Genomic DNA, 22,914 nt, shown 5'->3' on the forward strand with positions numbered 1-22,914 from the left:
TTCAGGGTCCAACGGGTGTGCGACATGTGTTGTGCAGCGAGCGCTCAATCGAGGAGCCGGATGCGGTAGTCCCGCACGTCCGGATCTGTGGGAGCCGCGGGTGCGTAAGCACCCGCGGCCACCCGGTACCGGTAGGGTGGACGAGCGAGAGCGAAGTCCACCGAATCCCGCGCCGTTGTTGGTGGACTGCGCTGCGCTTGTCCACCCTAGCGAAGACGACTGGTCAGAAGGATGATCGACGCCCCGAAAGGAGACAGATTCATTGACGATCATCACGCAGCCTCATCCGACGAGGCCGACCGTGCTTACGGTTCTCGATTCGACGATTGATCATGGCCTCCACTTGATCGGTGAATCGCTCGCCGCCGGTCAACTGACCACGCTGCAAGGCCTCGCGGATGAGCGTCCACTCCCCCTCGGGAATCGCGCTTCGCACAAAGGTGCGGTATCGGAGCGCCCGCTCTTCGGCGTTTGAGCCCAGGGCATCGTAGCAGGGGTCGGTGTCCAGCCAATCCTGTTCCACATCTTCACCGGCGTGCCAACGGTAGCTCGACCACGGATACGCGGCGGGTGTATCGATCATCCCCGCCCGCACCGGATTGAGTTCAACGTACCGGCAACATGCAAGCAAGTACGCATCCGTCTCAATTGGGCTCGATTTGTACCGCCCCTCCCAAAGCGTCCCGCTGCGCGATTCTTGGCGGTTGACGAACCGCGTCTGCCGCCCGGCCAGACGCTTCATCAGCTGACCGAGGTCTGCGATCGCCTCCCCTGGCTGAAGAATCAAGTGCACATGATTGGTCATCAGGCAGAAGCCGTAGACTTTGATGTCATAGATGGTTTTGAAGGCTTCCAGCGTTTCGAGGTAATACCGGTAGTCCGCATCCTCGGCAAACACAACCTGCCGGTTATGTCCGCGCTGCACCACATGATGCGGATAGTTCGGCAGAACGACGCGCCCGACTCTTGGCATGCTGCTGTCTTCCCTTGAATCCAATACCCATATCAATCAGTGTAACATTAAATAAATCTGTCCCCTTTTTTCCATGGATGAATTTTACGTCAAAACCAAAGGCTTTTTTGTAAAAATCCAATGTTTCTTCTACTGATGAAACATAGATGATTGTATAACCGTATTTCATTCTCTATATCTCCGTTGCTGAGTTATATGATTTTTTCGTTCTTGAGTAAACGACCACCATGGAAAAGGTTCACCACCCTCCATAAAATGAACAGCTGACATAAATACATCAATAACACAAGGGTCATGCCTTTTACCTGTTGCTGTGCATAACTCTTCATACATTTTGAATGGATCCATTCCAATCAGCTCCTTTGGATGGTCGATGCCAATTAAACGAAGATCTGCTGACATCGCCTTTCCAATATTTGGTAGCGCATCCAGGCGCGATACTTTTTCTCTGTCTGGATTCTTCATAGTGTTCCCTACTCCGGCTAACGCCTTAAATCACTGGGAAATTTAAGCTGCGTAACGAAGTGGAGTAGCTTAAATTTATCCATGTGAATTTTCCTTGTTAGCTTTGTTGTCTTTCCAAGTTAAATTGAACAAAGTAGCTAATGTTTCTGCTTTTTTAAACAGTTCATCAAAAGTTACTATTTCAACGTCTTTCATACTTGTGCGAAATAATTCAAAGGAAGTTCGCTTGGCATCAGTATCTAGTTCCTTTTCGGCATTTCCAATTATCACAACGCACTTTGGATTAAATACATCTATCGTTTTCCCTGACTCTGATGTTAAATTTTCATAATTTTTAGCTAGCTCACGCCTATAATTAAGAACCTGTAAGATAGAACCCGATAATTCCTTAGTTGGGTTGTAAACACTATTCCTATATTTAGTCTTGGCAAACATTTGTGTCACTGGCGTTTTAATTTCCACCAGAAGAGCATCATTAGAAGACTGGTTTGCAAAGAGAAAGTCTACGAATTTTGCTTCTGAACCTTCAATATTCATACCGCCTACGTAAGCTCTATCTTTTATAAAAATAACGGGAATGGAAAAGACCTGAGATAAAATATATGGGTTTTCAGAAAATATTACTTGCCAGAATTCTTCTTTAGCATTGTCTTTATTGGCATGCCATTTACGAATAACTTCTATGATGCGCCCAGCGGAATGACCCATCCAGACAACTTCTTCAAGACTTTCTTTAAATACGCACATTGACCTGCATCTCTCAGCTGCACGCATTGCCCAAGCTGCCTTCTTTGCATCGTTTTCTGCTATGGCATCTTTCGTAATATCATTGAACATTCCAAAACAATAGGCCCACCACTCTAGTCCATCCTTTTTATTCTCAACTCTTGAAAATAGTTCTTTTGCGTCCTCTTCCAATGACAAATCTAGTCCTTCAAACAAGCCAGCATCTTTTAATATTTTTTCGCTATAGTCCTCATTTGATTTCGTGAACAGTTCGATTTTGTCTGGGTTTTTTTCAAGCTCCTCTACGAATATAAGCTTCGCAAACCACGCCAAACCATGTTTGGTTAAATGGCCTGTTGATTTTAATGGGTTTGCTGAGACTTTTAGAAAACCATCAGGGAATACGAACTGATCTCCCTTCTCGACCTTAATGCCATGCCCATTATCTCCTGGTTCCCTAAGTTTGATTTGTCTGTTACAAGAACCGCAAGTTCGAACTACATAGGGCAAACTCAAATCATCAATGTCTATTAAGGATGCGCACTGATTGCAGGTCATATTAAATCTCTTTGCAGTCCATGATTAAAGCTAACAGTTAACTAGACAGAGTGTCGGTCCTGCGTGCTAGGCAGATTCTGTCTAGTTCCAATAGGGTAGATTCTGCCTAGCTCGGTTGATTGTTGTTGAGGGTGAGCGCTCAACCTGTGCAGTGCGGATCCCCTAAACCCCGTAGGGAGAAGCTAGCAGATGGCGGGCGAGCACACAACGTTGAGCGGAACTGTCCAGCGGTTTTTGGGCAACTGGCTTGATCGCGCACGGAAATCGGGCATCAAAGAATCCGCCATGCTCTAGTACGCGCGGCGCGCAGCACGGTATCTGAGGGCACACGCCGCCAAGCATCTCGCCGAGCATGGCGTTTTCGACGTGACGCGGTCTCGTGAGACCGTCGGCAGGATAGGCAGAATCGAAGACTAGGGGAAAAGGGGAATCCCGGTGACCGCGTCTATAACTCATAACCAAGGCGAGCGTCGGCTTTCCATTGGACTGCGGACTCCGACCGACGCAAGACGAGCGCCTCAATTTGGGGCAGATCACCAAGTCAGTGGAGTTGGCTGGGTAGCTGGTTTGCGGCGCGATGTGAAGCTTCACATAGCGACCCTTGGCGTCCACGTTTGCGGTCGGTGCTGTCGACGTTCAGCGCCGCCGATCGATCAGTCTTGTGACTCTGGTGCCCAGCTCCGTGACGATCGACACGCACACCCCGAACAGGCCGGCACCGACTGTGATATACCCGTTTGTATGCTCGTCACGAAGGAAAGCCTGGCGATCGCTTGATCGTTCCTCCGAGGGCCTCTGAGGTTCGGGCTTGGGTGAGCCTTGCGCCGGTGCGAGGCGAGCACTGCCCTCGTCAAGATCACCCGCCGACCCTGGCGCACGCAAGGCGTCGGCCTGAGCCAATCGGAGCTTGCCGCACTTGCCCACACAGCCATCGACAACACCGCGCCCTTTCCATTTGCTGCTGATCAAGCCCTCGCACTACGACGACGACGGCTATGTGATCCAGTGGTGGCGCTCCTCGCTGCCCTCCAACAGCCTCGCAACGGTGTACGGCAACGCACTGGATTGCGCGCAACGACGCGTGCTTGGTGACGACGTCGCAATTCGCGTTCTGGCGCTCGACGAGACGAATACGCGCGTCGACACCAAACAGCTTGTTCACGAGATCAAGCGCGCGGGTGGCGATGCCCTTGTCGGCATGGTCGGCGTCCAATCCAACCAGTATCCGCGCGCGCTCGATCTTGCGAAGCGGTTTCGCGCCGCGGATTTGAGCGTGGTGATCGGCGGCTTCCACGTAAGCGGCTGCCTGTCCATGCTGAAGGAACGGCCGCCCGAACTCGAAGATGCCTTGAGGGACGGCATCAGCCTCTTCGCCGGCGAACTGGAGGGGCGGCTCGAACCCTTGCTGCAGGACGCAGCGAGCGGCGGCTTGAAGCCGATCTACAACTACCTCAGCGATCTGCCGGACATGGGCGGTACGCCGACGCCCTATCTACCGCCGGAGCGCATCAAGCGAACCATGGGCAAGCGAGCCAGCTTCGACGCCGGCCGCGGTTGTCCTTACCTTTGCAGCTTCTGCACCATCATCAATGTCCAGGGCCACAAGTCGCGCCATCGCACCGCGGACGATATCGAGCGGCTGATCCGCGCCAACTCGGCTGATGGCATCAGTAATTTCTTCATCACGGACGACAACTTCGCGCGCAATCAGAACTGGGAGGCGATCTTCGATCGCATCATCGCGCTGAAGGCGTCCGGCCTGCCCGTGCGCCTGGTCATCCAGGCCGACACCCAGTCACATCGCATACCCGGCTTTATCGAGAAGGCGGGGCAAGCCGGGGTCGACAGGGTCTTCATCGGCATGGAGACCATCAATCCGGACTCGCTCAAAGCGGCACAGAAGGGCCAGAACAAGATCACGGATTACCGCAGCATGCTGCAGGCCTGGCACCAGACGGGCGTGCTCACCTACGCCGGCTACATCATTGGATTTCCGAGCGACACGCCCGAGAGCATTCGCCGCGATATCGAGATCATCAAGCGCGAGTTGCCCATCGACATCATGGAGTTCTTCATCCTGACGCCGCTGCCCGGCTCAAAAGACCATCAGCGGCTCGTCGAGGCCAGCACCCCGCTCGATCCCGACATGAACAACTACGACACCCAACACGTCACCATGGCGCATCCGAAGATGACCAAGACGGAGTGGGAGGCCATCTATCGCGAGGTCTGGGATCTCTACTACTCCGATACCCATGTCGAGACCGTGCTGCGACGCGCGCGCGCCTGGGGCTATGACCCAAAGCAGATGCTCGCAAAGCTCTTCGCCTTCCATGCCCCCGTCGTCTACGAACGAATGCATCCCCTGGAAGGCGGGCTGATCCGGATCAAGCGTCGGCGCGATCGCCGCCCCGGATTTCCCGTCGAGAGCCCCGTTGTCTTCTATCCGAAGCTGGTCCGGGAATTCGTCGCCAAGTATCTCGGTGCGTACGGCATGCACCGGCGCTATCAACGCATCCTCGCCAAGGTGCTTGCCGACCCGACGCCGGATGCCTATACCGATATCGCCATCACACCAGACGGCCAGGAGCAGCAGGACGCCCTCGAACTCTTCACAGCGACGGCCTCCGCCCAGGCATTCGTCAACAAGCGGCGGAAAATCACGGCGCGAAGACGGGCTTCCGGCAGCTAGAAACCATCTCGCAAACCGAGCGATTCGATGACAGGTGCGGGATGGTGAGAGGTGAACTTCGGGCAGAAAAAGCAGGGGGCTCGGGTGATGACCGGCTTCTCTTATCTGAGTGAGACACTACGTTTCAGGTCAGTTTGAACGCTCAGGAGCTGGACATGTTGACGATCCGACGCGCCACCGGCGTCGATCATCCTTCGGGCCAGTCGTCTTCGTTAGGATGGGCAAAGCCCTGGCGATGCGCTGCTTTCGGAGCGCCGAGGGTCGCGGGGCGTGCCCATCATCCCAGCTCGGCGTCTTGCACGATGGGCACGACCGTCTGGCGTCGAGGTTGGGTTCGAGCCCAGAGCGCGGACGTTGCCCATCCTACCGATCCGGGTCTATTTGGGTAAGGTCATTTCTGGAAATCGCCCAGACCAACTCTGGAAATGATGTGTACGGAACGAGGGCGCACTCGGCAGGTTTCGCCCCGCCCGAGGAAGGGGTCACGGCTCGGCGTCATCATCGTCGATGGTCTGCCGACTGGCGGGGATCTCCCCCGGCCCAGCCCGACCATCCTGACTCGGCTCCGGGTCACACCCGGCGCCAGGGTGTCCGCAGGGCGGCTGCCTCGTCCGCGGCGGCGATCCAGGGCGTAGGGTCGAGGCAGCCGCAGTGGCGTCGGCCGTGCTGGGCGCCGGGATCGGCTCCACGACCAGACGCTTGCCGTTGATCAGCGCGTCGGTCACCGTGCGACGCGCCTGCGCCAAGGTCCGCGACAAGACGGTTCGCGAGATCCCCATTCGCCGGGCACACTCTTCCTGATACAAGCCTTCCAGGTCCGCAAGACGCAGTGCCTCCAGCTCGTCGAGGCGCAGCGACAGGGTCTCCATGCCCCGTCCCGATCGGCCACAGGGTTTGAAGCAGATGAAGCCCGGATCGAATCCGATCCAACGGGCGCGTCGTGTTCGACCTCCCAAGGTGCCTCCGAAAGCCGTGCCGTTTCGATTCAAGCCCGCAGTAAAACGCACATATGTGCATCCTGCATTGATCATTGTCAGGGTAATTCAGTCGGGAAAAGGACGAGAATGCCGACCTCCAACATCGCAGATCGCGATTCATCCCAGCGGCGTCAGGCGCACCCGAGCAAGGGGCCGGCACCGCGCATCAGTCAGGAGACGCAGATTCGTGAACGCGCAGGCTGTCCACACGACAAGACGACGCGTACTCGTCGCCGCCACCAGTCTGGTCGGCGCGATGGGCGCGGGCTTTGCCTTGGTCCCATTCGTCGCCTCCATGAATCCCAGTGCCCGAGCGCGGGCCGCCGGGGCGCCGGTCGAGGCGGAGATCGGCAAGCTGGAGCCGGGCGCCTTGCTGCGCGTCAAATGGCGCGGGAAACCCGTTTGGGTCGTGCATCGCACCCCGGCGATGCTCGCCTCCCTGGCGAGCAACGACCACAAGCTGGTCGATCCGACTTCCCAAGTGCCGCAGCAACCGGCGTATTGCCAGAACCCGGCCCGCTCCATCAAGCCCGAGTATCTGGTCGCGATCGGCATCTGCACCCACCTCGGCTGCTCACCGACCTACCGCCCGGAAGTCGCCCCCGAGGATCTGGGCGCCGAGTGGAAGGGCGGCTTCCATTGCCCCTGCCACGGATCACGCTTCGATCTCGCGGCGCGCGTCTTCAAGAACGTGCCCGCACCGACCAATCTGGTGATCCCGAAGCATACCTATCTCAACGCGACGACCCTCTTGATCGGTGAGGACGGCGCCGCCGCCTGAGGCCCGCCGAAGCACACCGCGGCCTGCCCATGATCGCGAGTGGACAGGCGGCTGAAGTCACTTGCAGCAAGGCCGATGTCAGGCAACGCGGCCTGGAGAGAACAGCATGCCGAACAAAGACGGAACAGGTCCGAACGGTCAAGGTCAACGCCAGGGTCGTGGCCAAGGCGGTGGTCGAGGACGGGGCGCCGGACAGGGGAAGGCCAGCGCCCAGAGCGGCCGTGGCCGCGGTGCTGGCGGATGCCGCCAGGGTTCGGGCGCGGGCGCCAACCAAGGGGCGTCCTGGATGCACGCGTCGCTCAACGAGCTGCGCACCCTGATCCAGCGCCTGACGGAGCGGCTGGATGCGGCCGGCTCGGATTCAACCAGCTCGGATTCAACCAGCTCGGATTCAACCAGGTCGGATTCAACCAGCTCGGATTCAACCAGGTCGGATTCAACCAAGTCAGACATCGGGAGACCATCACCCATGAAGCTCGCCATCTCCATCGCAGGTCAATCGCTCGACTCACCCTTCGACGCCCGCTTCGGGCGCGCGGAGTCCTTCTGTCTGGTAGACACGGACACCGGTGCCTGGACGACCCACGCCAATCCGGCGCAGTCGGCCTCGGGCGGGGCGGGCGTGCAGGCCGCGCAGTTCGTCGCCAAACTCGGTGCACAGGCGGTCGTGAGCGGCGCCTATGGCCCCAAGGCCTATGACACTCTGTCGGCGGCGAACATCCAACGCCTCCTCGCGCCGGGCAAGGATGCCTGCAGCGCCGCCGATATCCTGGCGTCGTTCACGGCGGGGCAGCTGATCCCTGCCGATGGCGCGAGCCACGGCGGACATCACGGGGGCTAGTGGCAATGCGCATCGTCGTTGCCAGCGGCAAGGGCGGCACGGGTAAGACCACCGTCGCCACCAGCCTGGCGCGTGTCGCCGCGGAACGCGACCGAGTCCGCTTTCTCGATTGTGACGTGGAGGCGCCCAATGCCGCCCTCTTCCTGCATCCCGTCCTGGACAGCCATCGGGAGGTCGGCATCCGCGTCCCACGGGTGGACGCGGATGCCTGCACCTACTGCGGCCGCTGCGCCGAGGTCTGCCAGTTCAACGCCATTGCCGTGGTCGGCCAGAAGACGCTGGTCTTCGACGATCTCTGTCACGGCTGCGGCAGTTGCACCTGGAACTGCCCGGAGCAGGCGATCAGCGAGCAGCTTGCCGTCACCGGGGTGATCGACAGCGGCCAGACCGCCGAGGGCATCGCCTTCGCGCAGGGCGTGATGAACGTCGGGCAGACGATGGGCGTGCCCATCCTGCGCGAGCTCAAGCAATGGACCGCGGCACCGCCGCCCGTCGGCCATGACCTGCGCGGTCGCGCCCTCGAGATCCGCGATGCCCCGCCCGGCGCCTCCTGCCCGGTGGTGGAGACCATGCGCGGGGCGGATTTCGTGCTGCTGGTGACCGAGCCGACGCCTTTCGGCCTGCACGATCTCAAGCAGGTGGTCGCGATCGCCCGTGAGCTGGGACTGCCGGCCGGGGTCGTGATCAACCGCGACGGCATCGGCGACGACGCGGTCGCTGCCTATTGCGCCGAGAGCGACCTGCCGATCCTGCTGCGCATCCCGATGGAGCGACGCATCGCCGAGGCCATCGCCAGCGGTCAGCCCCTGGTGGAGGCCGAGCCGCGGTATCGACCCGAATTCCAGACCCTCCTGGAGCACATCGTCGCCGGGGTGAACGCATGAAACAGCTCGTCATCCTCAGTGGCAAGGGCGGTACCGGCAAGACCAGTGTGACAGCCGCCTTCGCCCACCTCGCCTCGCAGGGACCCTTCGCCGATCGGATCCTCTTGGCCGACGCCGATGTGGACGCGGCCAACCTGGAGCTCGTCCTGCAACCGCGCAGGCTCGACACCCGTCCGTTCAGCGGGGGACAGGTCGCCGTGATCGACGCCGACATCTGCATGACCTGCGGCGACTGCGAGTCCGTCTGCCGTTTCGATGCCATCGCCGAGATGGATGGGCGTTTCGTCGTCGACCCCATCGCCTGTGACGGCTGTGCCGCCTGCGTCTATCAGTGCCCCGCCGAGGGGATTCACATGGAGGAGCAGACGGTCGGCGAAGTTGCGGTGTCCGAGAGCCGCTACGGCCCACTTCATCATGCCCATCTCTATCCGGGACAGGAAAACTCCGGCAAGCTGGTCACCCAGGTCAAAGAACGCGCCCGTCAACAGGCGCTGGACGAGTCGCGCCAATTGGTGCTGGTGGATGGACCGCCCGGCATCGGCTGCCCGGTCATTGCCGCCGTCTCCGGCGCCGACCTGGCGCTGCTGGTCACCGAGCCGACGGTCTCCGGCATCCATGATCTGCGTCGCGCCCTGCAGACCGTCCAGCACTTTGGCGTGCCGGCGCTGGTCTGCATCAATAAGGCCGACGTCTATCCCAAGGGCGCGCAAGACATCGAAGCTGACTGCCTTGCAAACGGAATCAACGCGATCGGTCAGATCCCATTTGATTTAAGCATCGCGAGCGCCATGGTCGCGGGCGAGGCAGTGACCGCCTACCGCCCGGACGCCCCCGCCAGTCTCGCCCTGACGGCCCTGTGGGAGCGCGTGGTCACCTGCCTGATAGCGCCCGACGCGACACCTGACACCTGACACCTGACCAACCCAAACGAAAACCAGGAGCTTTGCCATGAAGATCGCCATTACCGCCGAAACCAGCCAGGGACTCGACAGCCAGGTCGCCCAACACTTCGGCCATGCCCCCTACTTCATCTTGGTGGACATCGAAGACGGCGCGGTGACCGCGACGCAAGACATCGCCAACCCCTTTGCCGAGGCCCATGAGCCGGGTCAGATTCCCACCTTCATCAAGCAGCAGAACGCCGAGGTCATGCTCAGTGGCGGCATGGGCGGACGCGCCATCGAGTTCTTCCGAGAGGCCGGCATCAAGACAGCGACCGGGGCAACCGGCACGGTGCGCGAGTCGCTGGAGCGTTATCTCGGCGGCACCCTCACCGCCGCCGCGCCCTGCGCCGAGAGCGTGGCGCACGGTCACGGCTAACGCACCCCAAGGTTGAGTCAGCGCGGGCGCAACCTCCTGCCCCATCCGGGATGGTGTGACCACAGCTGATGTCTAGCGATTGGACCGATGTACGAGGCCCAATGAAACGGCGCATGTTGGGCCTTCGAAAGTCGGCCCAACTTTCTGCGGAAGCCGGCCGGCGCGCATCACCGTTGATCGCACTCCCTCCGGTCTGGCGCTTACGCCCTCTCCAAGGTCCACACAAGATTCAGGGGGCCACTGGTTTCGCCCCCGCCCTTCAACGCCGGATCCGATCGACCGGATCCACTTTCAGGATGCCCCTATGTCAGCAAAACCCCTCAAGATCCTGGTCATTGGCGGCTCCGCCGCCGGCCCGAAAGCCGCCGCCAAGGCCCGCCGTTTGGACGAGCACGCCTCGATCACCATCATTCAGAAGGAAGCCGATCTGTCGATGGCCTCCTGCGGTTACCCCTACTATGTCGGTGGGGTCTTCGATGACCGCAATCAGCTCATCTGCACCCCGGCCGGGATCGTGCGCGATCCCAATTTCTTCGAGAAGGCGAAGGGGATCGAGGCGCTGGTGCAAACCGAGGCCATCGCCATCGACCGCGCGGCCCGCACCGTCACCTGCAAACATCTGCCGAGCGGCGAGACACGCACCCTGGCCTACGACAAGCTGGTGATCGCAACGGGCGCGACCCCGCTCCGCCCGCCGGTGCCGGGCATCGAGCTGGAGGGTATCCATCACCTGCAATCGCTGGGCGATGCCGATGCGCTCCGCAAGATTCGCGACGAACGCCAGGTCCGCCACGCCGTCATCGTCGGCGGCGGTCTGATCGGCTTCGAGGTCTGCGAGGCACTGCGTCTGGCCGACATTCGGACCACGGTCGTCGAAAAGACGGATCGAATCCTGCCCTTCCTCGATCCCGACCTCGCCAAGCTGGTCGAGAACTATGTCCGCACCCATGGCGCCGACATCATCACCGGCAATGGCGTCGCGGCCTTCCTCGGGGAGGGCGGACAGCTCACCGCGGTGAAGCTCGAAAATGGCACCGAACTGCCCTGCGAACTGGCGGTGGTGGCGATCGGGGTGCGGCCGAACATCGCGCTGGCACAGGCGGCCGGGCTCAAGATCGGGGGGCAAGGCGGCATCAAGGTCGATGAATTCATGCAGACCTCGGACCCCGACATCTACGCCGCCGGCGATTGCGTGGAATGCACCTCGCTCATCACCGGCGACAAGGTCCGCGCGCCCTATGGGGATCTTGCCAATCTACAGGGCCGGGTCATCGGACAGAATCTGATCAACCCCGGCAGCGCAACCTTTCCCGGCATCACCCAGACCGGCATCTGCAAGATCTTCGACTACGGGGTCGGCTTCACCGGCCTGAGCGCCAGCGAGGCGCGCCAGCGGGGCATGACAGACATCGAGACGGCGACCGTCTCCGGACTCGACATCCCCGGCTATATGAAGGGCCAGCTGCTCATCAGCAAGATGATCGCGGACCGCAAGAGCGGCCGCGTGCTGGGCTTTCAGTGCATCGGCCCCGGCGATGTCAGCAAGCGCGTGGCGACGGTCGCCATGGCCATCCGCGGCAAACTGACCATCGAGGATCTGGGCAACGCGGACCTCCCCTATGCCCCCCCCTACTCGCTGGCACTCGATCACGTCATCGTCTCGGCGCATGTGCTTGAGAACAAGGTGCTCGGACGCCTGAAGGGGCTCTCGGTCAGCGAGGTCAAGGAGCGGGTCGATGCGGGCGCCGACTGCTTCATCATCGATAGCCGCACGCCCCAGGAGTTCGAGGAAGAACGCCTTGGTATCGGCGAGCATCTGATTCCGCAGGGGGCACTGCGCGGACGGCTGGCTGAGCTGCCGCGGGACAAGGACGCGGAGATCATCCTCTACTGCAAGATCTCCCTGCGCGGTTACGAGTGCGCGGCGATCTTGGAGGGGCATGGCTGGCGCAACGTCAAGGTCATGGAAGGCGGCGTCGTCGCCTGGCCCTATCCGCGCGAGAAATAGACCGCTCGGTGGTGGATCAGCAACGCCGATCCACCACCCTCCCATTCGCTCCCGGTCGCTCGACCGTCGAGCATCAGCCCAGCCTCGCCGCCGTCAGCCATCAGCCTCCAGTTCAATGACGATTGGTCCGTGCGTCGCACTGGTCTCGGCCTTTTCGAGCTTGGCCTGACCCAAGTCATGCCTCGGCGCGGCGCCAGCCGTGGAATCAGTACGAGTCGATATGCTTATAGAGGGACTGATCGTCAACGAACAGGAGGTGCGACATGATGCGTCGACTCATCTTGGCGGCGATGGTCTTCGGCCTCACGACGGCACCATCGAGCCTCTGGTCCTATGACAGCGCACTGGCCGCAAGCTACGCGCGGCTGTTCAGCCCAGCCGTGGGCGCGCAGGCCGGCAAGGCACTGCATCTGATGACGGCGAAAGCCATGGTGGACAAGATCAACGCGGGCGAGTCCATGATCATCCTGGACGTGCGGACACCCGCCGAAACCAAGATCTTCACCGGCACGCTGCCGGGCAGCCTGGCAATTCCGCTGAACAGGCTGTTCACCGACGAGAACCTCGCACGGATCCCCACCAACCAACCTGTGATCGTGCTCTGCAAGTCCGGCATCCGGGCCGCCGCGGCCGGAACGGCATTGCGTCACATTGGCTTCGACAAGGTGTTCATCCTGAAAGGCGGCTTCAAGGCATTGGCGGACTATCTGGATGCCAGGACCGCGAATGCACCACCGGTCACGCCAACGCCGAGATAAACGCGGCTCACGACCAAGGGGCTGAACACCCCGCTCAGCCCACGGGCTTGAGGCACCGAAACAGCTCCCGGCGCGCGATCCCGTAGGATGGGCAAAGCCCTGGCGATACGCTTCTTTCGGAGTGCCGAGGATCGAGGGCGTGCCCATCATCCCAACTCAGCGTCTTGCGCGATGGGCACGTCCGTCTGGCGTCGAGGCGAGGCGCGAGCCCAGAGCGTGGACTTTGCCCATCCTACCGCTCTACCGATCCGGGTCTCTTTGGTAAGGTCATTTCCGGAAATCGCCTTACGTGGCGAGGAGCCTGTCGAACCGAGAGGAAGAGAAGCGCCGACGTAGCACGATCTCCTGACCTTGCTCATCCCGCTGCTGGTCTGGGAATTCGTCTTGGCTGGGTCGCACATGGCTGGCTCGGGGATCGGCTTGCCCCCTCCCGTCGCCGCCGCATCACTCGCAGGGCTTGAAGAAGGCGTTGCCCATGGCCTCGCGGCACTGATCGGCGCTCGTGTCCTGGGTCCGCGTGGCTGAGTCGCCGCGCAACGCCTCTTTCGCCAGATCCACCAGCTCGTTGGCGAGGCGGCAGGGCTCGGAGGTGCTGCAGCGAAAGTCCTTGCCGCACACCCGATCCACCAGTTCGTAGCAGGGCGAGGAGTCGGGAAGCACGGCCCGCGGCGTCCGTGGTCCCCAGGTCTGGATCATGTCCTGGTTGGGAACGGCCGTGCCGTCGCGAACGATCACCACGGATCCATCCTCAAGTCGATGGGTACCATCCCAGAGCGGCGCCCGATGGCCGTTCTCGGTCCGCCAGGCGCGATGCGTCGATGGATCGACCTCCACGTCAGAGCCATCTTGCAGCCTCCCGCGCCAGTCGGCGCCGATCGCCGGCGCGGCGCAAAGCCAGGCGACCAGGCCCGACAGGCAGCTCAATGCCAACACAGATCTTGACCGATGAGCGAACGGCACGCGCGCCTCCCATGATCGGATGTCAGTTCGGATGGATGTCAGTTCGGATGCGTTTCGCCGAAATGCTTCTCCAGCTTAGCCGAAAGCAGCAGGCTGGCCAGCACGAAGGCCAGGAAGAGGTAGAAACCGGGTTCGAGCGCCGTGCCGTTCGTGGTCAGCAGTTGCGTGCCCAGCGCACCCGAGTTGGCCGACCCATCCGCGCCCGCCGTCGTCATGGCGCGCAGTTGGCTTTCCACCAGGCCATCGAAGCCGATGTAGGCCATGAAGATGGCGATGACCAGGACATCCGCCATGGACCACTTGCCCGAACGCAGCGCGAAGAAACGCACCCAGGCGGACGCCCGCGCCCGCCCGTAGTCGAAGTAATAGAGGTAGGTCGTGACCACCTTGAGGGCCGGAAAGATGACGCTGAAGAGCGTGATCAGCACGCCGACCAAGAGCATGTCCGCGGCGCCGGTCTCGGCCAGGATGCGCACCACCTCGAAAATGCTCTTGGTCTGGAAATAGAGCACCTGATTGGTGAAGACGATGGGCTCGCCCATGAAGATCAGCTTCAGCTCGCTGATGCGCGCCTCGATCTCGATCATGGGAGTCAGAAGACCGCCCAACAGCAGGATCAGGGTCGCACCGGTCAGGAGCAAGAGCTTGACGGGATCGAATCCCTGGCGGCCCGCCTCGGCTGACTGCCCCGCCCTCGCCGGCCCGCCGGTGAGGCAGAGCAGGAAGAGCAGCGCGACCGACCCCAGCAGCATCCAGAGTCGTTCGAGGCTCGGCAGCCGAGCGGCGCGGATCCGCCCCTCGATCAGCGCGCCGCAGCTCTCCGGATCCGCGCAGTCATAGCGCGCGAGCGCGGCCTCGAGCCGCGAGCGGTCCACCTTCGCGAAGGTGGCATCCGAGGCCTGACGCATGAGGCCGACCAGCTGCGTCTTGATCTCCTGCTTGGCCTCCGGCTTGCTCAACTGCTCCACGACGGCCTCCGCATACTGCGGGACCTTCCCGCGCAGCCTGTCGAAGTCGACCAGCAGATCCTGCAGACCCTGCTGCAAGACCCCCTGGAGCTGATCCACCCAGGTCCCGCCGCTCTTGAGATTGCGCCGACGCAGATAGCGCTCGATCTCCACCAGCATGGAATCCAGCACCTGCGCGACCGCCGCGACCACCTGTGGTCGGTTCGCGTCCGTCAGCTCGAACTCGCCGATCCGCTTCTCGATCACGGCGGAAATCCGCTCCACCCAGGCATCCGCATCCAGCAGCCCGTAACGGACGTGATGGATCTCGGCCAGGTCCGTCTTGAGCCGCTTGACCTGGTTCAGGTCCTGGACCAACTGGACGAGCAGGACGCCCGCCGCGACGAAGAGCGCGATGGCTAGAACTCTCTTGAGAAGGGGAATCTTGAACACAGGCATCGCTCAGTCCAGGACAGCGTCCGTCAATTCGCCGGCAAGCAGCCGGCACCGAGCCCAGCCATCGGATAGCCAAGTGCGCTGGGCAGTCGGCTCGGCATGATGGCGGCGGCAATCCGCTCCCACGGGGAGGGAGCGAATCCAACACGCCTGAGCGCCGCCGTCAACTAGGTGCTCGAAAGCGATTGACTCAGCGTGCAATCCACGGGAGCGATGCGAGCATGGAAGGTGCCACCCGCCTGAACCGCGAATCCCTGCGCCAGCGACAGGGAGCTCGCCGCCTCGAAGAGCACATTGCCACCTTGCTGGATGAGGATCTCGCCTTCCGTGCGCAGCGTGGATTCCGAGCGGTACGCCCAAGCGCCGTTGTACACCTGACGCCCCCGCAGCACGAAGGGGCCTCGCTCACAGCTTCCAGGGACGGGTGGAGAGACCTCGACCGAGCCAATGTCCACCACTTCGTTCGCAATCCGCGCCTCACCACGCTGATCCAAGACGGCTGCGATTAGAACCAAGCTATTGCTGCCGTTATCGATCACCGGGCTCGACGCCACCGGGAGATGCGTTTGGGTGGGGCCACCATTGTCGGCGAGCGGAGCGATCGCGCTTGCGATGGCACCGCCCAAGATCAAATCCGTGCCGGCGGGATTGGCGTTGTAGAATCCAGCATCGCCATTCTGACCGAGCAGGTTATACCCCTTGGAGATGAAGGATCCGGCGTTGTAAAGCTCGATCCCAGAGTCCGGATCCGACCCGCCGCCCGTCGTGGTGTTACCCGCCAAGAGACTGTTACCCATCAGCAACGTCGACGTCGAACTGTAAATGTAGAGACCACCGCCCCGGTACGTCGCCAGGTTATTCGAAATAGTGGTGCTCAAGAGATTCAGAATGGCGGAGCCGGCGAGGCAAAGCCCGCCGCCCGTGTAAGCAACATTTCCTGACAAGGTGTTATTATAGAAGGTGATGTTCGAGGTGTCCGAGAGAATGATACCGCCACCGCATGAACTGCGCGCCTCATTGCCTGAGAATGTGCTGTTAGTGATCGTCAGCGTGGTGGCGTTATCACTATAGAGACCTCCCCCACCATAAGCTGTGGTAGTGGTATTGCCAGTAACGGCAGATCGATCGATCGTGAAACTTCCCCCATTATTAGCGAAACCACGATTCAGGTTATCGCTCAACTCGCTGTTTCCGATCGCGACTGTGCCGTAATAGTTTTCGATACCCTGATCTGCATTTGCCGTCAGAACAGAGTCGCTTACATCAATACTTCCATCGCGATTATAAATGCCGTCGTCATTATTCTCGGCAAGGAGGCTATTCACGACAGCAAGGTTAGCCGAGGAGCCGTAGTTCTCAATGCCCTTACTGTAATTCTGATAGATGCTGCATTCCGAAACACTCAAAGTGCCATTGTAATTATAAATACCACGCTGCCCATTGGTAATGGACAATCCAGAAATGCTCACAACAGAACCACTTCTAACGTAGAAGACATCCCGATCTCTGCCGTTGCCAAGGATCTCGATCACAGTGGCGCCGGGGCCAACAATATCCAGCACACCGGTGATCTCCAGAGTGCCCGTGATTGGTAGGATCCCGCTCAATCCCGAAGCAAACACGATCCGGTCAGCGCCCGGCTGAGCGGTCGCATCGAGAATGGCCTGGCGGAGTGAACCGGATCCGCTGTCGCCGAGATTGGTGACGGTGTAGGTGCCAGACCACGCCGAGGCTGCCGTGAGCGATAACGCGACAGCCAAGAATGGGGCATAGGCGCCCCCGTGACGGAGAGTATTGAATCCCTGAGGACGACAATCACCCGAACGCAGATGCAGCTTCATATGCACGTTTCTCCAAAAGCGCCATTCGATTCCACCGTCTGCACATGCAGACTCCCTTTGTCCTCGGGCGACCTGAAGGCCCGAGGCAGGCACTGTAAAACGAGGCCGGACGAACACGCAACCGCCACCATCCCGGTCGGAATGCGAACACGTTTTGGGTCAATGAACCAGGGCGAGGCGAGCATCGCCGTCGCGACCGCAACGGTCTCGATCGCCCATCGGGAGCGACGACCTGGGTACAGGCTTCTCGAGCACCGGCCTCAGCGCGCCGATAGCCATCTCGCTCGCCGCCGATTCGTTTGACAACGACGGGCGCTTCGACGACTGTTCCGCCGCGTCGAATCGCAGACTGGAAACGGCGACCCCAAGACGACCTCCGCGTCTGCGCCGACATCGCGCACCCTCCGGCCGCGCGCCGCGGCCGGGCTCAACGCACCATCGCCCGAGCACCGCACCGCCCAGCGCCTCATCGAGCACAAGCCCTATCAAGGACAGCGTCCCAATGCCAAGCCTTCGGCCCCGACCAGCGCACGACTACCGCCCCGACATCGACGGCCTGCGTGCGCTCGCCATCTTGCCCGTCGTTCTCTTTCATGCCCATGTGCCGGGCTTTTCAGGCGGATTCGTCGGCGTCGACGTCTTCTTCGTGATCTCTGGCTTTCTGATCACCGCGATCATCGACAGGGAGCTGCGAGCGGGCCACTTCACCATCACGCGCTTCTACGAGCGGCGCGCCAGGCGCATCCTGCCGGCGCTCTTCGTGGTCATGGCATGCTGTTCGGTCCTCGCGGCCATCCTCCTGTTCCCGAACCAATATCTCGCCTATGCGCGCTCGCTGATCGCCGCGACCCTCTTCGTGTCGAGTTTTCTCTTCAGGCGCGAGGATGGCTACTTCGACCTGACGTCGGACGAAAAACCCCTGCTGCATACCTGGTCGCTGTCGGTCGAGGAGATCTACTACGTCTTCTTCCCGCTGATGCTGATCTGGGCATGGCGCCTGGTCCGCGACCGGCGGCTCCTCGTCTTGATCGCCGTCGGCCTGCTCTCCTTCATCGCCTCGGTCGGCGGACTCTATCTGGACCCCACCTCCAAGTCCGTCTTCTTCCTACCGCACTTTCGCGCCTGGGAGTTCCTCTTGGGCGCCACGATCGCGCTCGCCTCCCCGCGCCTCATACTGAGCCAGCGCATCGCGGACGCCGCCTCGGCGATCGGTGTGCTCATGATCCTGGTCGCCGTCTTCGCCTATTCCGGCGAGACCGTTTTCCCTGGGCTGGCCGCGCTCCTGCCCTGCGCGGGCGCCGCCCTGGTGATCGCCGCGGGGCGCGGACGCGAGACGCTCGCCGGCAAAGGACTTGCCAGCCCCGCCGTCGTCTTCATCGGGCTGATCTCCTACTCGCTCTATCTCTGGCATTGGCCCTTGCTGGTCTTCGCGCGCGCCTACCTGGGGGCTGACCTGCAGGGCTGGCAGGCGGCGATGGTCATCCTGCTCTCCCTGGCACTCGCGACCGTCACCTGGCGCTTCGTCGAGCGTCCCTTTCGCGGCAAGGGCGGCCTGCTGAGCAAGCGACAGCTGCTGGTCGCCTCCATCCTCGGGATGCTGCTCTTCGTCGGCATCGGGCTTCACGGCATCCTGACCAGGGGATGGATCAGCCGCTATCCGGTCGAGGTGGTCAGAATCCTCTTCGCCGGAGAGGATAAGGATCCGCGCCAGGACGCCTGCATGACGATCAGCCCCAGCAACGCGGGCTGCCTCTATGGCGCGACGGATGCGACCGCGAGATTCGCGCTCTGGGGCGACAGCCATGCGGCGGTCCAGGCCGTTATGCTGGGCGAACTGGCGCGCGAGCATGGCAGCGCCCTCCAGGTCTTCACCATGCCGGCCTGTCCGCCCCTCGTGGGCTGGAAAGAGGTTCCCCAGCCGTGGGGCAAGGACTGCACGCGGTTTCAGGAGCTGGCCTATCGCCGGATCCTGGAGTCGCCGCAGATCGAGACCGTCTTGCTGGCGGCGAACTACGTCAAGTACGGCTATCAGGACGGCACCTTCGCGCAGGCACTGGACCAGGTGGTCGGGGGCCTGCGCGCATCCGGCAAGAAGGTGGTGCTCATCGATCCGACACCTCAGCTCGAGGAGGAGATCCCCTTGGTGCTGAGCCGCAAGGTCCTGGCCGGCAAGACGCCAACCACCCTGACTCAGCCGTTGAGCGAGTATCTGGCGTCGAGCCATGCGGTCACCGACTTCCTCGACCGCATCGCCCGGCGGCACGGCGCCACCCGCGTCTTTCCCCAATCACGGCTATGCGATGCGCGAGACTGCTATTTCTACCGGGACAAGACCGTCTACTACTACGACGCCCATCACCTCAGCCTCAGCGGCTCCGCCTATCTCCGCCCCCTGTTCGAGCCGCTGTTCGACGCGCGGGGCCAATCTCGCCGGGATCCATGAGCCTGTGCCTGGGCGAACTGGATCAAGGTGCGTCGGCCATCACCCGGTGATACTTCTCGTCGATCGGGTCATTGTCGATGGGATCGAAGGAGGCATTGGGCGCGCGCACCTCGAACAGCATGGACGCGCTGAATTCCTGACCGTGCAGGTCGATCCTTCGACCTGGCTGGTCGCAAGCCCCATGACACCGGCGATCTCGCGATGGAAGACCTTGCCCATGAGGCCGCTGTTCGTGCGGGCGATAGCGAGGGTGTCGCCTCGACGAATCACCCGGAACCGGAACAACATGAGCTTCCGCGTCCACCGCCAGCCATGGATCCCGTCGCCTCGCACCTAGCGGTCGCTCTGAAAGAGCGCCGCGTAGTCGCCATAGCCCTCTTTCTCGAGCTCGGCGACCGGGATGAAGCGCAGGGAGGCGGAGTTGATGCAGTAGCGCAACCCGGTCGGCTTGGGACCGTCATCGAAGAGGTGCCCGAGATGGGAATCGCCGATGCGCGAACGCACCTCGGTGCGGACCATCCCCAGCGCGCGGTCCTGATGCTCGACGATCAATTTCGGCTCCAGGGGCGCGTAGAAGCTGGGCCAGCCGGTTCCGGACTCGAACTTCTCCCGCGAGCTGAAGAGCGGCTCGCCGGAGACGACATCGACGTAGATACCCTCCTCGTGATTGTCCCAGTAGCGATTGCGGAAAGGCGGCTCGGTGCCTTCACGCTGAGTGACCCGGTATTGCAGCGGATCCAGGCGATGCTCGATCTCGTCCTGGGATGGCCGTTTCCAAGGCAGGGTTTCCCCAGCCTCGGCGCTCGCCGGGGCATCAGCGGCCAGGGCTTTGGGTGTCGGGACCGCCAAGGAGAAGGCCGCGGCTGCGAGCATCACGGATGCGACGGGAAGATTCGGTCGATTCATCATGGAAGAGGCTCCTGGATTGAAAGGGGTCTGCGATTGAACGGGGTCTGCTGCCCGAGCCGCTGGCGGTTCGCTGGCCTCGCTAGTTCTGAGAGCCTGTCGACCCGCCCGAGTTTCATCGCTCAGGGACATCTCCAATCCAGCGATCTCCAAACATCGCCACGGCGACGCCTGCACCGCAACCCTTGTCCAGCCTGACCTCGCCATCATCTACGACCCCGCCAAGCTCGACGCCGAGCGCGCCCGCGTTTTCTGAGGAACACGACCATGCAACCGGACGAAAAACCCTACGCCCCCTCCTGCGAGGAGAACAAAGCCCCCATCCTCGCGGTCATCGGCCCCCTGTTCCGCGATGCCCGTCGATTGCTCGAAATCGGCGGCGGCACGGGTCAGCATGCGGTTTGCTTCGCCGCCGCCCTGCCCCATCTGCGCTGGCAGACCAGCGATGTGGCGGACAATCTGCCGGGTATCCGGGCCTGGATGGACGAAGCGGCGCTGCCCAACCTGCCGCCACCGTTGACGCTCGATGTGCTGGGTGCCTGGCCGGAGGGTCCCTTCGATGCCGTCTTCAGCGCCAATACCGCGCACATCATGCCGGTGGAGGCGGTCGCGGCCATGTTTCGCGGCGTGGGAGAGGTGCTCGCGCCGGGTGGTCGCTTTGCACTCTATGGCCCCTTCAATGTGGACGGCGGCTACACCAGCGACAGCAATCGCCGCTTCGATGCCTGGCTCAAGACGCAGAATCCGCGGATGGGTCTGCGCGATCTGGAGGATCTCGCGACCTTGGCCGAGCAGCAGGGTTTGACGCTGGCGGCCAATCACGCCATGCCGGTCAACAATCGCACGCTGGTCTGGGAACGGGCGCCAGCGTGATGCCTGATAGACTCCGCGCAAACCGCATCAATCCAGTTCAGCGCAAAGCGCATCACAGACCGTGATATCCCCCTCCACTAGCATCGACACACAGGCCGATCGACTGCGCGGCCAAGCATTTACCGCACGCGGGGTTTTTGAGATGTCTGCCCAGGCGACACGAAACATCGAGCGTCAACCGCTGCTGGTCGGCGAAGTCATCGAGCTTGCGCGTGATTTCGTCAGCCAGGATTTCGCCAAGCGCGAGGGTTTCTGGGGCGCCTACCTCACCGGCTCCATCAACCGCATGGATCCGGATACGGCCTTTCCCGCCTATCTGGACGTCGATATTCGCGTCGTCCTGGCCTCTGCCGTCCGTGATGAAGTCGAAGCCCTGCAGTACCAAGGCTATCTGTTGGACTGCAACATCACCCCGAGCGGCGACTACCAAAGTTCCGAGGCCATCTTGCCGCTGCCGGGGAAGGCCTGCCATTTCGTCGGCAACCACATCCTGCTCGACTCGCGGGAGCGTCTCGGCCGGCTGCAGGAAGACGTCTCGGCCGCCTTCGGGCGACGCCAATGGGTCGCGCGCCGAGTCGCCTCCAGCCTCGCCTCGGCGCGGGCCGCGCTCGGCGCCCTGAAGTCCGCGACCGACACGGTCGGCACCCTGCACGCGCTGGGAGAGTTCCTACTCTATGCCTGCGCGAGCATCAGCATCGCCCACCTCGCGCCACCCACGCACCGCCGCGCGCTGGTCAATCTGAGATCCATCACGCAGACGCATGCCGCCTCCGCGCTGCACGCGCACGCCCTCGCCGCGCTCGGCAGCGACCAACTGGAGACGCAAGAGACCCGGCACTTCCTGCAGCACTGCATCGACGCCTTCGATCGCGGTCTCGCCGTGAAACGGCAGCCTGTTCCCTTCAATTGGATGCTGCATCCCTGCCTGCGCAGCTACCTGCAGGACGGCGCGCTGGAGCTCATCGACGAAGGCGCCCATCGCGAAGCCATCTTCTGGCTCCTGCGGTTCTTCCACATCGCCATTGCCGCGATCCGGCAGGATGGAACGCCGCAGGACAAACTCCTGCATGGCAACCATCTGATGCGCTTCCTCGCCGCCCTTGGACTCGAATCCACAGCCGCGTTGCAGACGCGCATCCTGCTCTGCGAGTCCTTGGTCGCCGAGATCGACGCCTACACCCAGGGTGTGATCGCCACCTCCCCGCTGCTGGTTGACTGACCCGCGCCCATCGACTCCGCCGTCGAGCGGGCGAGCGGAGAGCCCGCGCGACTCATCCACGTCTTGTGCCTGCGCGCCGCGAGCAGCGCCGCCCGACCACCGGCGGCGGCTCTACCCGGCGACGAAGGTCTCATGCAACGCCCGCCAAGGGCGCCACGCGCGCGATCGCGAGAATGCGCATCAGCGCTTTCACGCAGCCAATTGATTGAGAAGGCGTTGAAAAGGATCCGCAAGGGGTGCCCTTGAGCGCAGAGCGCGGTATCCTAGACGCATCGAATCGGTCAAG

Annotated in this window: 20 protein-coding genes and 1 pseudogene; 12 read left to right on the forward strand and 9 right to left on the reverse strand. The window is 61.9% G+C overall.

Annotated elements, in window-relative coordinates:
* Nucleotides 1-259: 259 nt before the first annotated feature.
* From CKO23_RS16775 to CKO23_RS16790, 4 genes are all read right to left on the reverse strand, one after another.
* On the reverse strand, nt 260-973 hold the full coding sequence (locus tag CKO23_RS16775; protein WP_200332972.1) for a transposase: 714 nt from the start codon (nt 971-973) through the stop codon (nt 260-262).
* The gene (locus CKO23_RS16780; RefSeq protein WP_200332973.1) at nt 909-1,142 is read right to left on the reverse strand and encodes a VOC family protein; all 234 of its coding nucleotides are present in this window, start codon (nt 1,140-1,142) and stop codon (nt 909-911) included. The genes CKO23_RS16775 and CKO23_RS16780 overlap by 65 nt, the downstream gene beginning before the upstream one ends.
* On the reverse strand, nt 1,139-1,438 hold the full coding sequence (locus CKO23_RS16785) for a helix-hairpin-helix domain-containing protein (RefSeq protein WP_200332974.1): 300 nt from the start codon (nt 1,436-1,438) through the stop codon (nt 1,139-1,141). Before CKO23_RS16785 ends, CKO23_RS16780 begins: the two co-directional genes overlap by 4 nt.
* Nucleotides 1,439-1,513: 75 nt before the next feature.
* Nucleotides 1,514-2,722, reverse strand: coding sequence for a Shedu immune nuclease family protein (locus tag CKO23_RS16790; protein ID WP_200332975.1), 1,209 nt, complete (start codon nt 2,720-2,722; stop codon nt 1,514-1,516).
* Between the two features lie 916 nt (nt 2,723-3,638).
* Between CKO23_RS16790 and CKO23_RS16795 the strand changes: the two genes are divergently transcribed.
* Nucleotides 3,639-5,414: a B12-binding domain-containing radical SAM protein gene (locus CKO23_RS16795; protein WP_200332976.1), complete on the forward strand. Its 1,776-nt coding sequence runs from the start codon at nt 3,639-3,641 to the stop codon at nt 5,412-5,414.
* 482 nt (nt 5,415-5,896) lie between these two features.
* Here the strand turns inward: CKO23_RS16795 and CKO23_RS25735 are convergent, their stop codons facing one another.
* Nucleotides 5,897-6,445, reverse strand: coding sequence for a DUF134 domain-containing protein (locus CKO23_RS25735; protein WP_242482505.1), 549 nt, complete (start codon nt 6,443-6,445; stop codon nt 5,897-5,899).
* 133 nt (nt 6,446-6,578) lie between these two features.
* On the opposite strand from CKO23_RS25735, the gene petA reads away from it, so the two are divergent.
* From petA to CKO23_RS16835, 8 genes and pseudogenes are all read left to right on the forward strand, one after another.
* The gene (gene petA / locus CKO23_RS16805; protein WP_200332977.1) at nt 6,579-7,172 is read left to right on the forward strand and encodes a ubiquinol-cytochrome c reductase iron-sulfur subunit; all 594 of its coding nucleotides are present in this window, start codon (nt 6,579-6,581) and stop codon (nt 7,170-7,172) included.
* Nucleotides 7,173-7,278: 106 nt separating this feature from the next.
* Nucleotides 7,279-7,434, forward strand: a pseudogene (locus CKO23_RS26740) (hypothetical protein); the annotation flags it as partial.
* A gap of 207 nt (nt 7,435-7,641) precedes the next feature.
* On the forward strand, nt 7,642-8,013 hold the full coding sequence (locus tag CKO23_RS25740) for a NifB/NifX family molybdenum-iron cluster-binding protein (protein WP_242482506.1): 372 nt from the start codon (nt 7,642-7,644) through the stop codon (nt 8,011-8,013).
* A 5-nt stretch (nt 8,014-8,018) separates the two neighbouring features.
* Entirely contained in the window at nt 8,019-8,897 is an 879-nt protein-coding gene (locus tag CKO23_RS16815; protein ID WP_200332979.1) for an ATP-binding protein, read from the forward strand.
* Nucleotides 8,894-9,808, forward strand: coding sequence for an ATP-binding protein (locus CKO23_RS16820; RefSeq protein ID WP_200332980.1), 915 nt, complete (start codon nt 8,894-8,896; stop codon nt 9,806-9,808). Before CKO23_RS16815 ends, CKO23_RS16820 begins: the two co-directional genes overlap by 4 nt.
* A 37-nt stretch (nt 9,809-9,845) precedes the next feature.
* Nucleotides 9,846-10,217, forward strand: a complete 372-nt coding sequence (locus CKO23_RS16825; protein ID WP_200332981.1) for a NifB/NifX family molybdenum-iron cluster-binding protein — start codon at nt 9,846-9,848, stop codon at nt 10,215-10,217.
* A gap of 304 nt (nt 10,218-10,521) precedes the next feature.
* Nucleotides 10,522-12,225, forward strand: a complete 1,704-nt coding sequence (locus CKO23_RS16830; RefSeq protein ID WP_200332982.1) for an FAD-dependent oxidoreductase — start codon at nt 10,522-10,524, stop codon at nt 12,223-12,225.
* A 263-nt stretch (nt 12,226-12,488) separates the two neighbouring features.
* A complete protein-coding gene (locus tag CKO23_RS16835) occupies nt 12,489-12,983 on the forward strand; it encodes a rhodanese-like domain-containing protein (RefSeq protein WP_200332983.1) in 495 nt (164 codons plus the stop codon).
* Between the two features lie 444 nt (nt 12,984-13,427).
* Here the strand turns inward: CKO23_RS16835 and CKO23_RS16840 are convergent, their stop codons facing one another.
* The 3 genes from CKO23_RS16840 to CKO23_RS16850 all read right to left on the reverse strand — a co-directional run bounded on the left by CKO23_RS16840 (nt 13,428) and on the right by CKO23_RS16850 (nt 17,187).
* Nucleotides 13,428-13,913 (reverse strand): hypothetical protein, encoded by a 486-nt coding sequence (locus CKO23_RS16840; protein WP_200332984.1) that lies wholly within the window; start codon nt 13,911-13,913, stop codon nt 13,428-13,430.
* 68 nt (nt 13,914-13,981) lie between these two features.
* A complete protein-coding gene (locus CKO23_RS16845; protein ID WP_440870572.1) occupies nt 13,982-15,343 on the reverse strand; it encodes a paraquat-inducible protein A in 1,362 nt (453 codons plus the stop codon).
* Between the two features lie 170 nt (nt 15,344-15,513).
* Entirely contained in the window at nt 15,514-17,187 is a 1,674-nt protein-coding gene (locus tag CKO23_RS16850; RefSeq protein WP_200332986.1) for a right-handed parallel beta-helix repeat-containing protein, read from the reverse strand.
* A gap of 502 nt (nt 17,188-17,689) precedes the next feature.
* On the opposite strand from CKO23_RS16850, the gene CKO23_RS16855 reads away from it, so the two are divergent.
* A complete protein-coding gene (locus tag CKO23_RS16855) occupies nt 17,690-19,630 on the forward strand; it encodes an acyltransferase family protein (protein WP_200332987.1) in 1,941 nt (646 codons plus the stop codon).
* A 333-nt stretch (nt 19,631-19,963) separates the two neighbouring features.
* On the opposite strand, the gene msrB is transcribed toward CKO23_RS16855, so the two are convergent.
* Nucleotides 19,964-20,539 carry a peptide-methionine (R)-S-oxide reductase MsrB gene (gene msrB, locus CKO23_RS16860; RefSeq protein ID WP_242482507.1) on the reverse strand — a complete coding sequence of 192 codons (576 nt, stop codon included), beginning with the start codon at nt 20,537-20,539 and terminating at the stop codon, nt 19,964-19,966.
* Between the two features lie 264 nt (nt 20,540-20,803).
* Between msrB and CKO23_RS16865 the strand changes: the two genes are divergently transcribed.
* Nucleotides 20,804-21,409 carry a DUF938 domain-containing protein gene (locus CKO23_RS16865; protein WP_200332988.1) on the forward strand — a complete coding sequence of 202 codons (606 nt, stop codon included), beginning with the start codon at nt 20,804-20,806 and terminating at the stop codon, nt 21,407-21,409.
* A gap of 142 nt (nt 21,410-21,551) precedes the next feature.
* Nucleotides 21,552-22,628, forward strand: coding sequence for a hypothetical protein (locus tag CKO23_RS16870; RefSeq protein WP_200332989.1), 1,077 nt, complete (start codon nt 21,552-21,554; stop codon nt 22,626-22,628).
* Nucleotides 22,629-22,914 lie beyond the last annotated feature (286 nt).

The sequence above is a fragment of the Thiocystis violacea genome, from assembly GCF_016583565.1.
GTDB lineage: Bacteria > Pseudomonadota > Gammaproteobacteria > Chromatiales > Chromatiaceae > Thiorhodococcus > Thiorhodococcus violaceus_A.